We start from the raw sequence: 13,292 nt of genomic DNA, 5'->3' as shown, positions 1-13,292 counted from the left end.
CAATGTTTCGATGGAAAAAAATGGGTAAGATTTTTGATCCCTCTTTAGTAAAGGGCCGAGACTGGTTACATGAGTTTGCTCAAGGCCCTTCAGTCTTAGTAAATAAAGACTTCATCAGGGTCTACTTTTCTTGTCGTCCTCATCCTGATAGCTCTGGTCAATATACGAGCTTTTCGGCTTTTGTGGATCTTAGTCGAACACCACCATTTAAAGTCCTCAGAGTGAGCGAAAGCCCTATTTTGAAGTTAGGAAACCTAGGAGAGTTTGATGAGTTCGGTACTTACCCCACATCTGTTCTTGAGTACAAAGGTATAGTTTGGGCCTATTACACTGGTTGGACGCGTTGTGATAGTGTTCCATTTAACACGGCCATAGGATTAGCGTTTAGTTATGATGGAGGAATACGTTTTGAGAAATCAGGGACAGGACCAATATTGCCTTATTCTCCTGATGAACCATTTGTATTGAGCGGCCCCAAAATACGACGTTTTAATCAACGTTGGTATCTTTTTTATATAGCTGGAAGCAGGTGGGTGCTTAATGATGCAGGAAGTCCTGAACCTGTGTATAAAATTAGAATGGCAGTTTCAGATGATGGCTTTCATTGGCATAAAATGAATAGAAATCTTATTAGCAATGTACTCGAGGAGGATGAGGCACAGGCTAGTCCTGATGTGTTTTATGCTAATGGTCGTTACCATATGTTTTTTTCTTACCGATATAGCCTTGACTTCAGAGGTAAAGAAAAAGGATATCGTATAGGTTATGCCAGCTCACTAGACCTTTTAAGCTGGGTTCGCGATGACTCAAAAGCTGGGATAGATGTATCTCCAGATGGTTGGGACTCCGAGATGATTAGTTATCCTCATGTTTTCGAAGTGGATGGTAAAACGTATATGTTCTATCTGGGCAATCATGTGGGGAGGTTTGGCTTTGGAGCCGCTGAGCTGGTTGGTGAAATGAATTGATGAATAGCATGCAATGGCCTCTGAAATGGGAAAAGCGAGGGATGATTTTTGATCCTCGAGAACACAAACTTATTGATGGCTGTAACGAGTTCGCTCAATCTCCTCAAGCAATTGTTTTTGAAGGCTTTGTCCGGATTTACTTCTCAACTAGAAAGTTAGAACCGATGTCAAAGATGTACAGCAGTCATGTGTGCTATGTTGATTTCGACAAAAGACTCAAAGATATTCTGGCAATAGCTGATGAGACAGTAATTCCTCTCGGCGAGTTGGGTTGTTTTGATGAACATGGAATATTTCCTTTGAGCCCTCTTCGTCACGGTAATCGAATTTGGGCTTACACTTGTGGATGGAGCCGACGAAAATCTGTTTCAGTAGAAACGGCAATCGGATTTGCAGAGAGTGTTGATGGTGGTCGAACTTTCCGTAAGTTGGGAAATGGACCAATTATGTCTGCATCTCATCAGGAGTCCTGTTTAGTTGGGGATGCTTTCGTAAAGCACTATGAAGGCCAATTTCATATGTGGTATATGTTTGGGACTGGGTGGAAGAGGTTTGATGATAATTCCCCCCCTGATCGTGTATACAAAATAGGACACGCGACATCTCTTGATGGAATCAATTGGAGCAGAAAACATGGCCACCAAGTCATTAGTGATAGCCTCCATGGTGATGAGAGCATGGCTTTACCCACCGTTTTTCATCACAACGACATGTATCACATGATTTTTTGTTTTAGAGAGTCTTTTGATTTTAGAGAAAACTCTTCTCGCTCCTATAAATTGGGATACGCGTATTCAAATGATTTAATTACTTGGGAACGAAATGATTCTCTGCTTGGCCTGTCTTGTTCAGATGAAGGATGGGATTCGGAAATGCTCTGTTACCCTCACGTTTTTAATGTGGGTAAAAAAATATACTTGTTGTACAACGGTAACAAATTTGGCAAGCATGGGTTTGGATTAGCGGTGTTGAAAAGTTGAAAAGTATTCGTCTCTCTACTGATTTGTCCTCGCGAAGAGAAGTGTTACAGCACTTAAAAGCGAGTGATCATCAACATTACCCAATGTTGAGTTCTAGAGTGAATTTAGAGTCTTATGCAAAAAAACTTTGTGAATGCTCCATGCGATTTGAAGCTTGGGAAAATAAAACGCTTGTTGGGCTCGTAGCTGTTTATTTCAACGATGGAAGTATTGGGTTTGTTAGCAATGTTAGTGTGTTATCAGATTACTCGAACCGAGGTATCGCGAAGAGTTTACTCGAACAGTGTTTGCAAAAAGCTCGGGATTTGAGGGTTTCGAGAATTGAGTTGGAAGTTCAGACTGATAATGCTCTCGCTAAGTCCCTTTATTTAACTTTAGGCTTTACAGAATTCCAACAGAATAGTACTCAACAGTTAATGCGATTAAACTTGAAGGGGAGTCAATGAGTCAATCTCGTGATTATAATCAAGAAATTAAAGATACAGACGACCATAAATATGCATATAGCTTTGATTTTGATGTTATGCACCCATTTATGCTGAGAGCTTTTACTCCTTTTTTTGTGTCCGGAAACTTATTAGAGTTAGGCTGTTTTAAAGGTGATTTTACCCAACGACTTATGGGAGAGTTTGAAGAGATAACTTGTGTTGAAGCTTCACTGGAAGCTGTGAATATCGCAAAGAGTCGTCTTGGGGGGGGGCCTGAAATTATTCATTCTAGATTTGAGGATGCTACGTTATCTAAGAAATACGACAACATTGTGATGACACATGTTTTAGAGCATTTAGATGACCCAGTTAAGACCTTAAAAAGAGTGAATGACGAGTGGCTCAGCAATAACGGACGTTTTCTTCTCGCATGCCCAAACGCTAATGCACCGTCGCGACAAATAGCTGTTAAAATGGGGTTGATTACTCATAACTCGGCTGTAACTTCAGCAGAAAAGGAACATGGACACCTTTGTACCTATTCTCTTGATACGCTTGAACGAGATGCAAAAGAAGCCGGTCTCAAAGTTGTTCACCGCTCAGGTGTTTTCTTCAAGGCGTTAGCAAACTTCCAATGGGATCAACTGCTTAATACCGATATTGTTTCAGATGATTACCTCGATGGCTGTTACCAGCTCGGTCAGATATATCCTGATTTATGTTCAAGTATATTTTTAGTGTGTGAGAAGGGAGAACAGTAGTATTACCATTAAAGTTACGCTTTGAATTGTTAAGTTTTACTGATTGAAACTTGCCTTCTCGAAGCTTACTAATTGTATAAATCACCAGCAACTTATTGTTGTGGCTAATCGTTTGCGGTTCTGCTGCTCCTATCGACAACTTAAAAACTGCATTGCGCGTCATATTTTTGTCGGTTTTAAAGTGAATACCTTGCGATTTTTTGACGCCCGTTTAAAATCAATTTTATAGCGTAACTAACTATAAGTATGTCGCAAGGTAGCTTATTTTTGCAGGGGATAGGGATGCAAGCATCCAAAAGTGTTTTAGTTTTTGAGAACAACGCAGAGAGAGCTAAGCAACTTGAAACGGTACTGGGGTTTATTGGGCAACAGTTTAGCGTTTGTGATAACGAAAATTTTGCTACTGAAGTAGCAAATACTAGCCGCGTAGTTCTCATTAGTAAGCAAATTGCCGATGTTGGTAGTTTGATTGCTAAGTATCCACTTTGTCCTTTTTTAAGTGTAGGAGAGGGGCATACCGTTGAGCCTTTACCTAATCTTATTGGCCATTTAGATTTACCGTTTAGTTATGAGCAGCTAACTCAGTTATTACACCACTGCGATGCCTACCTTACTCATCTTCCTGGCAAGATTGCTCCAGCAAAGAGCGAACGTTTAAGACAAAACTTGATAGGCAAGGGCATTGCTATTCAAGAGGTTCGTCATTTAATCGAGCAAGTAGCTGTTAAAGAAGCCAATGTACTGATTTTGGGTGAATCTGGCACAGGTAAAGAGGTCGTTGCAAAAGCAATTCATGACCATTCCACAAGAAACGGCGGGCCTTTCGTTCCTATTAACTGTGGCGCTATTCCTCCCGATTTACTTGAAAGCGAATTGTTTGGCCATGAAAAAGGCGCTTTTACTGGCGCGTTTGCTATGCGTAAAGGGCGTTTTGAGTTAGCTGAAGGCGGCACATTGTTCTTAGATGAAATTGGCGATATGCCAATGCCGATGCAAGTTAAGTTGCTTCGCGTATTGCAAGAGCGCCAATTTGAGCGTGTAGGTGGGAGCAAAGCAATTAACGCTAATGTGCGTGTTGTGGCAGCTACTCACCGACAACTAGAGAGAATGATAGAGCAGGAGAAGTTTCGTGAAGATTTATACTATCGACTAAATGTATTCCCTATTGAAATGCCATCGTTGCGAGAGCGCCAAGATGACATTCCTTTATTGCTGCAAGAGTTAGTTAATCGCCATGAGGAAGAGCATTCGGCAGTGGTTCGTTTTACGCAGCGCGCTGTTGAATCACTAATGCAGCACCAATGGCCGGGCAATGTTCGCGAACTATCTAACCTAGTAGAGCGCTTACTTATCTTACATCCTGACCAAATTGTTGATGTACATGATTTACCGCCTAAATATAGGCACATAGATGCAGAAGCATTTGAACCGAACTACAGTCCAGAATTAGCGGAACGTGATGCTTTACTGGCGATTTTTAATGATGAAGATGCGTCAGTATTTTCAGATCCAAGCCCAGAAGCCCTATTCCCAGAGGGTGAACCAGAAGAATCACTTGATGATGGTTGGGCTGGTGCTCAGCAACTTCCCGACGAAGGGGTTAACTTAAAAGAGCTACTGGCCGAGCTAGAAGTTGATTTGATTCGTCAAGCACTTGAACAACAAGATGGTGTTGTAGCTAGAGCTGCTGAGCAACTGGGTATGCGCAGAACGACGCTAGTAGAAAAAATGCGCAAGTATGGGTTGAACAAAGAGAGCTGAATATAGAATCTCGAACTTAGTTTGTTTAAGGCTATGAAATACATGGCCTTTTTTATGGCATGAAAATTGATTGAGTAAGCACTGTTAACGGTTTTATGACGCGGAGCTTTATTCATGCCTTCAGTGCTTTTACAACAACAGCCTACCAGCTTATCGGAGCATAACCTTACTCAGATATTTGATGTTATGCCTTCAGGTTTAGTACTACTCGACAATAAAGGTTATGTCGCGCGCGCCAACCCTATTGCTAAAAACTTACTGGGTAAGGATATTGAGCAGCAACGTTGGTTAGACGCAGTGCCTCGTTTATTCTCCCCTAAAGCTGATGACGGCCATGAGCTTTCGTTAGTTGATGGTAGACGAGTAAAACTAAGTTTATCACCTTTACAAGATACCCAAGGTCAGCTGATTGTTCTTACCGACATGACGCATACTCGTCAACTTCAAGCAAATGTTGCCAAACTACAGCGTATGTCTGCGCTGGGAAATATGGTGGCATCGTTGGCGCATCAAATTAGAACCCCCTTGTCTGCGGCGATGTTGTACGGCTCTAATCTGTCGAATAAAACTTTGTCAGAGAATGCTCGAGACAGCTTTCAAACCAAGATGATGGCAAGACTTGAAGATTTAGAAACTCAAGTAAACGATATGTTGTTGTTCGCCAAAAGTGGCGAACAAATGGTGGTTAACTATGTGCCGGTTGGTCAGCTGATTGAGCAACTTAAAGCCGCAACAGATGCTTGTGTTCGTCAACACAATGTAGAGCTGCGTTTGTCGGTTGTAAATCCAAATACCGAGCTGTTGGTAAATGCTAACGCTTTAGTATCAGCGCTGTCGAACTTAGTTGAAAATGCTGCTCAACTAAGTGGTAGTGATCAACCTATTTCCGTTTTAGTCACTAGCTCTGAGAGCGAAGTTGTGATTGAGGTTGAAGATCAAGCAGGCGGAATAGACAAAGCACAACAACACAAAGTATTCGAACCTTTTTATACCACTAAACAGAACGGAACAGGTTTAGGGCTAGCGGTGGTCAAATCAGTGGTGAGTGCTCACCAAGGTTCCATCGAACTCACTGGCACTGAGCTTGGTAGCCGCTTTGTCGTGACATTACCGTTGCCGGAAGTGCAGCACCAAGACCTTGCTGTAGGAGGGCATTAAGATGAGCCAATCAACGATTTTAATTGTAGAAGACGATGCCGGATTAAGAGAGGCATTAGTCGACACCTTGTCTTTAGCTGGTTACTTATGCGAACAAGCTGATAGTGCTGAAGCAGCGTTATTAAGCCTTAATGATCTGCAAGTAGATTTAGTGGTTAGCGATGTGCAAATGAGCGGAATGGATGGCTTAAGTTTGCTTAAAAATATTAAGCAAAAATGGCCGCAAACCCCCGTATTATTAATGACAGCCTACGCAAAAATAGACGATGCAGTGTCTGCGATGCGAGATGGTGCAATTGATTACCTGTCTAAACCGTTTTCTCCGGAAGTACTGCTCAATCAAGTAGGGCGTTATGCTCCTTCGATCAAAGTGGAAAAGCGTGAGCCTATATATGGAGACCCTTCTACGGAGGCGCTGCTAAAGCTGAGCCAAAAAGTTGCAGCTTCAGAAGCTTCCGTCCTAATAAGTGGGCCTAGTGGTGCCGGCAAAGAAGTATTATCTCGCTATATCCATGATTGTTCCCCGCGAAACGAACAAGCATTCATTGCGATTAACTGTGCGGCAATACCCGAGAATATGCTTGAGGCTACGTTATTTGGTTACGAAAAAGGAGCCTTTACCGGTGCTATTAAAGCGTGTCCGGGTAAGTTTGAACAAGCGCAGGGCGGTACCATATTACTTGATGAAATTAGCGAAATGGATTTGGGTTTACAGGCTAAACTTCTGCGGGTGCTACAAGAGAAAGAAGTAGAGCGTTTGGGTAGCCGGAAAATGATTCAATTGGATGTTCGAGTTATTGCTACTAGCAACCGAGACATGCGTGAAATTGTTCGCCAAGGCTTGTTTAGAGAAGATCTGTATTATCGCTTAAACGTTTTTCCTTTAGCATGGCAACCACTCAATCAACGCAAGGGCGATATCCTTCCATTAGCTAATCACTTACTTAACCGCCACAGCGCCAAAGCTCACGAACTTAGCTTAAGTGCACAGCATAAGTTGATGAACCATACGTGGCCGGGTAATGTGCGTGAATTAGATAATGTGATGCAACGAGCGCTAATTTTAGCAAACGTGTCTACAATCGATAGCGACTGTTTAGTGATAGAAAATCAATTAGAGCCGCTAAGTGTTGCGCCTATTTTGGAAGAGCAAAGTTTAACTCCCGAACCTCTTGGCAATGAACTTCGCCAACAAGAGCAGCAGATAATTTTAGAAACACTCAAAGCTTGTCACGGAAAACGTAAAGATGTTGCCGAAAAACTGGGTATAAGCCCACGCACTTTACGTTACAAACTAGCGCGTATAAAAGACTCAGGAGTGCAGCTTCCGGCTTGATACTTGGCAGCAGACAAGGGTGATATAAAGCAGTATGTCAGTATGATATACTGCTTTTTTGTTCAAAAATGCGATAAGCGTTCGCTGTATTTTGTTTTTTATTAATAATTTAATGAGGCGAAACGCAGCCTATTCACGTATAATGCGGCCGAATTTTAAGTTCTCATTTATGGCTAGATGAGAACTTGCATTATGCTTTTGGACATTATGGAGGACTCATGACTCAACACGTTCCAGTGGTAACCATCGACGGGCCAAGTGGCGCAGGTAAAGGTACGTTGTGCCAAAAACTTGCCCAGCATTTCAACTGGCAACTTCTCGATAGTGGGGCGATCTATAGAGTCTTAGCCTTAGCGGCAATTCACCATGAAGTCGCACTAGACAATGAAGATGCGTTAAGCCTACTAGCTGCTCATTTAGATGTGCGCTTTGAAGCGCGAGATGGTAATACCGTTGTTATTCTTGAGGGTGAGGATGTTTCTCTGGAAATACGCCAAGAAACAGCCGGTAACGCAGCGTCTAAAGTCGCCGCTTTTCCTCGTGTGAGAGAAGCATTGCTTCGTCGCCAGCGTGGATTTAGAGCTGAACCAGGGTTAATTGCCGACGGCAGAGACATGGGAACGGTTGTTTTTGTTGACGCCCCAGCAAAGATTTTTTTGGATGCGAGTGCAGCGGAACGCGCGCAACGACGCTATAATCAGTTGCAAGATAAAGGCTTTGATGTTAGTTTTGACCACCTTTTGAGCGAAATTGAAGAACGAGACCAACGAGATAGAAACCGTTCGGTTGCTCCTTTAGTTCCCGCTCAAGATGCGTTAGTAATTGATTCAACTTCTCTTTCTATTGATGAAGTCGTATCAATGTCGATAGCGTTTATCGACGAAAAATTAACCCAGTAATCACTGGGAATTAGCTCACCTATAACATGGATGAAATAGGTGTTTTTTATTAACCCCATTTAGCCGGATTGCTGAGTGGACGTTTCTATATGTGTAAATTAAAAAATGACTGAATCTTTTGCTCAACTCTTTGAAGAGTCTCTACAGAATTTGGAATTCCGTTCTGGTTCTATTGTTAAAGGTACTGTAGTAGGTATCGAAAACGGTATGGTACTAGTAGACGCTGGCCTTAAGTCAGAATCTGCAATCCCTGCCGAGCAGTTTAAAAATGCTGCTGGTGAATTAGAAATTGAAGTAGGCGCTGAAGTTGATGTAGCCCTTGACGCTGTTGAAGATGGTTTCGGTGAAACTGTTCTTTCTCGCGAGAAAGCTAAACGTCACGAAGCGTGGATCCAACTTGAGAGTGCTTACGAAGAGCAAGCAACGGTTGTTGGTATCATCAATGGTAAAGTTAAAGGTGGCTTTACGGTTGAAGTTAACACCATCCGTGCATTCTTGCCTGGTTCACTAGTTGACGTTCGCCCTGTTCGCGATACTGCTCACCTAGAAGGCAAAGAGCTTGAATTTAAAGTTATCAAGCTTGACCAGAAACGTAACAACGTAGTGGTATCTCGTCGTGCTGTTATCGAAACTGAAAACAGTGTTGAACGTGACCAACTTCTTGAGAACCTTCAAGAAGGTCAAGAAGTTAAAGGTATCGTTAAGAACCTTACTGACTACGGTGCATTCGTTGATCTTGGCGGTGTTGACGGTCTACTACACATCACTGACATGGCTTGGAAACGCGTTAAGCACCCAAGCGAAATTGTTAATGTTGGCGATGAAATCAACGTTAAAGTACTTAAGTTTGACCGTGAGCGCACTCGTGTATCTCTGGGTCTTAAGCAACTGGGTGAAGATCCATGGGTAGCAATTGCTAACCGTTACCCAGAAGGTGCTCGTCTAGAAGGTCGCGTAACTAACCTTACTGACTACGGTTGTTTCGTTGAGATCGAAGACGGTGTTGAAGGTCTAGTTCACGTTTCTGAAATGGATTGGACTAACAAAAACATCCACCCATCTAAAGTGGTTAACGTGGGTGATCTTGTTGAAGTTATGGTATTGGATATTGACGAAGAACGTCGTCGTATCTCGCTTGGTTTGAAACAGTGTAAAGTTAATCCATGGGAGCTATTCGCTAGCACTCACGATAAGAACGACAAAGTTTCTGGTAAGATCAAGTCTATCACTGACTTCGGTATCTTCATCGGCCTTGACGGCGGTATTGACGGTCTTGTTCACCTATCTGACATCTCTTGGGATGCTCAAGGTGAAGAAGCGGTTCGCGACTTTAAGAAAGGCGACGAAATCGAAGCTGTTGTACTACAAGTTGACGCAGAACGTGAGCGTATTAGCCTAGGTGTTAAACAGCTTGCTGAAGACCCGTTCAACAACTACCTTGCTGACCTTAAGAAAGGTGCTTTAGTTAACGGTACTGTTTCTGAAGTTGATGCTAAAGGCGCAACAATTGAATTAGCAAATGGCGTTGAAGGTTACTTACGTGCTGGCGATGTTAGCCGTGACCGTGTTGAAGACGCTTCACTTGTTCTTTCTGTTGGCGATAAACTTGAAGCTAAGTTTGTTGGTGTTGACCGCAAGAACCGTGTAATCAGCCTTTCTATCCGTGCTAAAGACGAAGCGGACGAGAAAGAAGCAATGGCTACTCTGAACAAGAAAGAAGATGCTCAGATTGGTAACGCTATGGCAGATGCATTCAAATCAGCCCTTAAAGGCGAATAATCTCTAAATCTTTTTTTAGATTTATGTGATTGAATATTGGGGGGGACTTGTCCCCCCCAAGTTCTTTATCTACACTGGTATTAGTTCCCTTTATCAATGGCTTGGAGAATCCATGACTAAATCTGATTTGATTGAAATACTCGCTAGTAAACATATTCAATTTACCAGTAAAGAAATTGAGTCGGCAATTAAAGAAATTCTTGAGCAAATGACTGGTTCTTTACAGGAAGGCGACAGAATTGAAATTCGCGGTTTTGGTAGTTTTTCCTTACATTTTAGAGCGCCGCGTGTAGGCCGCAATCCCAAAACTGGCGAGAAGGTTGAGTTGTCTGGGAAGTACGTTCCCCACTTCAAACCTGGTAAAGAATTAAGAGAACGCGTGAATTCTGGCCTATAGTATTGTTTCTTTTACAATTAGGTGTTCTTGGCTGGTTTAATTAACGTGATTGCTGCATAATTTCCCTAGCTTTTGTTTGGCTTCGGAGGTTATGTGAAAGCAATATTTTCTACATTAATTTTGATAGTACTGTTTGTAACAGCGCTAGCGATAGGGGCTCAAAACGATGAAATCGTTGGAGTAAACTATCTTATTGCTGAATCTGACATGCGTTTATCTTGGTTAATGGCTGGCTTGTTCATTGCCGGCTTCATATCCTGTTTACTGTTTTTATTGGCTTTTTATACTCGCATTAGACTCGAAAGTGCCGGTTTAAAAAGGCGTTTGGCTAAACAACAAAAACAACTTAATAAATTGCAAGATGAGATGGTCAAGGATAGTTAATGCTGGGCTTGTTGTTCTTGTTATTGCCTGTTGCCGCCGCTTACGGTTGGTATATGGGGCAACGCAGTGTTAGACAAAATCAACAGCAGCAAGCTAACCATGTTTCAAAGCAATATGTTGAAGGTTTAAATCTTCTCCTTTCTAATCAATCTGACAAAGCTGTCGATCTATTTGTAGAACTGTTACAAGTAGATTCTGAAACCATCGATACTCACTTAGCCTTGGGCAACTTGTTTCGCCAACGTGGTGAAGTGGATCGCGCCATTCGTATTCATCAAAACCTTATTGCCCGCGAAGGCATCGATATCGATCAGCGTAATCTAGCTTTGCAACAACTGGCCAAAGATTACTTGGCTGCCGGCTTATTTGATAGAGCTGAAGCATTACTGATAGAGCTACAAGATGAGCCTGAGTATCGCCAGTTAGCTTTAAAACAATTATTAAGTATTTACCAGCAAACTCGAGAATGGCCGCAAGCGATTGCAGTGGCGAAGAAAATCGACCCAAAAGAACTCACCGATGTCGCAACCCAAATTGCCCATTTTTATTGCGAACAAGCGCAAGAGTTAGAAACAGCAGGTAAGCTAAGTAAAAGTATTGGTTTGCTTAAAAAAGCACTAACTGTAGACAAGAACTGTGTGCGAGCTAGCCTTCACTTAGCGCAACTACAAAGCGCAGAAGGTGATTTTAAGGCAGCTCTTAAGAATCTTAACCGCATCCCAGAGCAAGATATCGATTTTGCTTCTGATGCGTTAACGCTCTACAAGTTATGCGCCGAAGGATTAGATAAGCCTGAGTATTATCAACAGTTTCTCGAATATTGTTTATCGTTAAAAAGCATTGCTAGTGTGCTAGTCGAGCTCTCGGCTATTTATCGCGAGGCGCATGGCGCAGAGCAAGCTCAGGATTTATTGGTGGATGAACTCAAACGTAACCCCACCATGAAAGGATTTCATCATTTAATGGGCCTTCATTTGGAATCAGCTGAAGAAGGTCGAGCTAAGCAAAGTCTTCAAGTATTACGAGGACTAGTTACCCAACAACTAAAAATAAAACCCCATTATCAATGTCGTCGATGCGGATTTTCGTCGCATTCTATTTACTGGCACTGCCCATCTTGTAAAAGTTGGGGCACAGTAAAACCGATAGTGGGGCTCGACGGAGAATAGTGAGATGCAAGACCCTAAGGTATTAGTCGCCCTTGATTATGCAGATTTAGATCAATGTATGGCGTTTGTAGAGCAATTAGAACCAGGCTCTTGTCGCCTTAAAGTAGGCAAGGAAATGTTTACCTTGTTTGGTCCTCATCTAGTGGAAAGCTTGCATAAGCGCGGGTTTGAGGTTTTTCTAGACCTAAAGTTTCATGATATTCCAAACACGGTTGCCAAAGCTGTGGTAGCTGCAGCAGAGTTGGGCGTGTGGATGGTGAACGTGCATGCCAGTGGTGGTAGACGAATGATGGAAGCAGCTAAGGCCGCTTTAGCGCCCTATGGTGATAAACGCCCTAAATTGATTGCTGTGACTGTGCTAACCAGTATGGATGAGTCTGACTTGTTAGATTTAGGCATTGAGTTAAGCCCTCAGCAGCAGGTAGAGCGTTTAGCAAGTTTAACTAAACAATGTGGTTTAGATGGAGTGGTGTGTTCAGCTCATGAAGCACAGGCTTTAAAATCTTTGTTAGGCGAAGAGTTTGCCTTAATCACCCCCGGTATTCGCCCAACTGGAAGCGCCCAAGGTGACCAGCGACGAGTTATGACACCGGTTGAAGCGATTGCTGCAGGTTCCGATTATTTAGTGATTGGCCGGCCAATTACTCAAGCGGCTTCTCCAGCCGCAGTATTAACCCAAGTTAACCAAGAATTAACTGCTTAATGGCTGGCGATTCCATATAGGACACCATACTACTAAGGCAATAGTTAACCCTAACAAAGTGAATATTAGGTGGGCATCGGTTGCTACATCGATGCCTATCATTTCGCTTACCCATGGATCTCCGCCGTATATCTGTTCTATCACAAGCTTAATGCCTAAACCTGTCAGCACAATGAAACCTAGTTTGATTTTGCCTTTCATTAGATCAATAAGTGCAGCGTAAGCTAGTAAACCATGAATGATTCCCGATAAGCCTACATACTCATCATACTTAGCCAATAAAAGAGCAAGCCCGCCCACTAAGCCAAGCAAGATACTCAAGGCTAGAAAGTGCCGATTAGATAGTCGGTCATCATAAACAAAATAGATTAGGGTTAAGGTGGCGATGTTCATTAGCCAATGAATCAGATTATTGTGGCAAAAGTTGCCGCTTAATACTCGCCAGTACTCGCCTTCGATGATTAAGTGCTTGTTCCAACTGGCTAGTTCAGTATGGGCCAGTAATACCCAGCTTAGCGCCAGTATTAACCATATAAACCAAAATTGCTTGAGAAAATAACTAACCATGC

Annotated in this window: 14 protein-coding genes; 13 read left to right on the top strand and 1 reads right to left on the bottom strand. The window is 42.6% G+C overall.

The window, feature by feature from the left end:
• Positions 1–20 precede the first annotated feature (20 nt).
• The 13 genes from ACLD71_RS18865 to pyrF all read left to right on the top strand — a co-directional run bounded on the left by ACLD71_RS18865 (position 21) and on the right by pyrF (position 12,723).
• The gene (locus ACLD71_RS18865) at positions 21–968 is read left to right on the top strand and encodes a hypothetical protein (protein ID WP_411991649.1); all 948 of its coding nucleotides are present in this window, start codon (positions 21–23) and stop codon (positions 966–968) included.
• Positions 969–1,009: 41 nt separating this feature from the next.
• Entirely contained in the window at positions 1,010–1,948 is a 939-nt protein-coding gene (locus tag ACLD71_RS18860; RefSeq protein ID WP_303512579.1) for a hypothetical protein, read from the top strand.
• A gap of 83 nt (positions 1,949–2,031) precedes the next feature.
• The gene (locus ACLD71_RS18855; RefSeq protein ID WP_411994885.1) at positions 2,032–2,394 is read left to right on the top strand and encodes a GNAT family N-acetyltransferase; all 363 of its coding nucleotides are present in this window, start codon (positions 2,032–2,034) and stop codon (positions 2,392–2,394) included.
• A complete protein-coding gene (locus ACLD71_RS18850) occupies positions 2,391–3,137 on the top strand; it encodes a class I SAM-dependent methyltransferase (protein WP_411991648.1) in 747 nt (248 codons plus the stop codon). Before ACLD71_RS18855 ends, ACLD71_RS18850 begins: the two co-directional genes overlap by 4 nt.
• 282 nt (positions 3,138–3,419) lie before the next feature.
• A complete protein-coding gene (locus ACLD71_RS18845) occupies positions 3,420–4,898 on the top strand; it encodes a sigma-54 dependent transcriptional regulator (protein ID WP_411991647.1) in 1,479 nt (492 codons plus the stop codon).
• A 114-nt stretch (positions 4,899–5,012) separates the two neighbouring features.
• Positions 5,013–6,056, top strand: a complete 1,044-nt coding sequence (locus ACLD71_RS18840) for a sensor histidine kinase (protein WP_411991646.1) — start codon at positions 5,013–5,015, stop codon at positions 6,054–6,056.
• A gap of 1 nt (position 6,057) precedes the next feature.
• Entirely contained in the window at positions 6,058–7,392 is a 1,335-nt protein-coding gene (locus tag ACLD71_RS18835; protein ID WP_411991645.1) for a sigma-54-dependent transcriptional regulator, read from the top strand.
• Positions 7,393–7,610: 218 nt separating this feature from the next.
• The gene (cmk, locus tag ACLD71_RS18830; protein WP_411991644.1) at positions 7,611–8,291 is read left to right on the top strand and encodes a (d)CMP kinase; all 681 of its coding nucleotides are present in this window, start codon (positions 7,611–7,613) and stop codon (positions 8,289–8,291) included.
• 105 nt (positions 8,292–8,396) lie between these two features.
• Positions 8,397–10,070 (top strand): 30S ribosomal protein S1, encoded by a 1,674-nt coding sequence (rpsA, locus tag ACLD71_RS18825; protein ID WP_137675042.1) that lies wholly within the window; start codon positions 8,397–8,399, stop codon positions 10,068–10,070.
• A gap of 112 nt (positions 10,071–10,182) precedes the next feature.
• Positions 10,183–10,467 carry an integration host factor subunit beta gene (locus ACLD71_RS18820; RefSeq protein WP_137675041.1) on the top strand — a complete coding sequence of 95 codons (285 nt, stop codon included), beginning with the start codon at positions 10,183–10,185 and terminating at the stop codon, positions 10,465–10,467.
• 93 nt (positions 10,468–10,560) lie between these two features.
• Positions 10,561–10,851 (top strand): LapA family protein, encoded by a 291-nt coding sequence (locus tag ACLD71_RS18815; RefSeq protein WP_161985209.1) that lies wholly within the window; start codon positions 10,561–10,563, stop codon positions 10,849–10,851.
• A complete protein-coding gene (gene lapB, locus ACLD71_RS18810; protein WP_411991643.1) occupies positions 10,851–12,020 on the top strand; it encodes a lipopolysaccharide assembly protein LapB in 1,170 nt (389 codons plus the stop codon). Before ACLD71_RS18815 ends, lapB begins: the two co-directional genes overlap by 1 nt.
• Before the next feature lie 4 nt (positions 12,021–12,024).
• Complete coding sequence (gene pyrF, locus ACLD71_RS18805; protein WP_411991642.1) at positions 12,025–12,723, top strand: orotidine-5'-phosphate decarboxylase; 699 nt, start codon at positions 12,025–12,027, stop codon at positions 12,721–12,723.
• On the opposite strand, the gene rrtA is transcribed toward pyrF, so the two are convergent.
• A complete protein-coding gene (gene rrtA / locus ACLD71_RS18800) occupies positions 12,712–13,290 on the bottom strand; it encodes a rhombosortase (RefSeq protein ID WP_411991641.1) in 579 nt (192 codons plus the stop codon). The genes pyrF and rrtA overlap by 12 nt on opposite strands.
• Between the last annotated feature and the right edge of the window lie 2 nt (positions 13,291–13,292).

Source organism: Agarivorans sp. DSG3-1 (assembly GCF_046774965.1).
Taxonomy (GTDB): domain Bacteria; phylum Pseudomonadota; class Gammaproteobacteria; order Enterobacterales; family Celerinatantimonadaceae; genus Agarivorans.
The sequence above is the reverse complement of the archived record's forward strand: the minus strand, read 5'-3'. Positions and strand labels throughout refer to the sequence as shown.

Excerpts from the sequence above, each read along its gene's own strand:
- pyrF (WP_411991642.1), top strand. The coding sequence starts at position 12,025 with ATGCAAGACCCTAAGGTATTAGTCGCCCTTGATTATGCAGATTTAGAT.
- ACLD71_RS18855 (WP_411994885.1), top strand. The coding sequence starts at position 2,032 with ATGTTGAGTTCTAGAGTGAATTTAGAGTCTTATGCAAAAAAACTTTGT.
- lapB (WP_411991643.1), top strand. The coding sequence starts at position 10,851 with ATGCTGGGCTTGTTGTTCTTGTTATTGCCTGTTGCCGCCGCTTACGGT.
- ACLD71_RS18865 (WP_411991649.1), top strand. The coding sequence starts at position 21 with ATGGGTAAGATTTTTGATCCCTCTTTAGTAAAGGGCCGAGACTGGTTA.
- ACLD71_RS18845 (WP_411991647.1), top strand. The coding sequence starts at position 3,420 with ATGCAAGCATCCAAAAGTGTTTTAGTTTTTGAGAACAACGCAGAGAGA.
- rrtA (WP_411991641.1), bottom strand. The coding sequence starts at position 13,290 with ATGGTTAGTTATTTTCTCAAGCAATTTTGGTTTATATGGTTAATACTG.
- ACLD71_RS18850 (WP_411991648.1), top strand. The coding sequence starts at position 2,391 with ATGAGTCAATCTCGTGATTATAATCAAGAAATTAAAGATACAGACGAC.
- ACLD71_RS18860 (WP_303512579.1), top strand. The coding sequence starts at position 1,010 with ATGATTTTTGATCCTCGAGAACACAAACTTATTGATGGCTGTAACGAG.
- ACLD71_RS18820 (WP_137675041.1), top strand. The coding sequence starts at position 10,183 with ATGACTAAATCTGATTTGATTGAAATACTCGCTAGTAAACATATTCAA.
- cmk (WP_411991644.1), top strand. The coding sequence starts at position 7,611 with ATGACTCAACACGTTCCAGTGGTAACCATCGACGGGCCAAGTGGCGCA.
- ACLD71_RS18840 (WP_411991646.1), top strand. The coding sequence starts at position 5,013 with ATGCCTTCAGTGCTTTTACAACAACAGCCTACCAGCTTATCGGAGCAT.
- rpsA (WP_137675042.1), top strand. The coding sequence starts at position 8,397 with ATGACTGAATCTTTTGCTCAACTCTTTGAAGAGTCTCTACAGAATTTG.
- ACLD71_RS18835 (WP_411991645.1), top strand. The coding sequence starts at position 6,058 with ATGAGCCAATCAACGATTTTAATTGTAGAAGACGATGCCGGATTAAGA.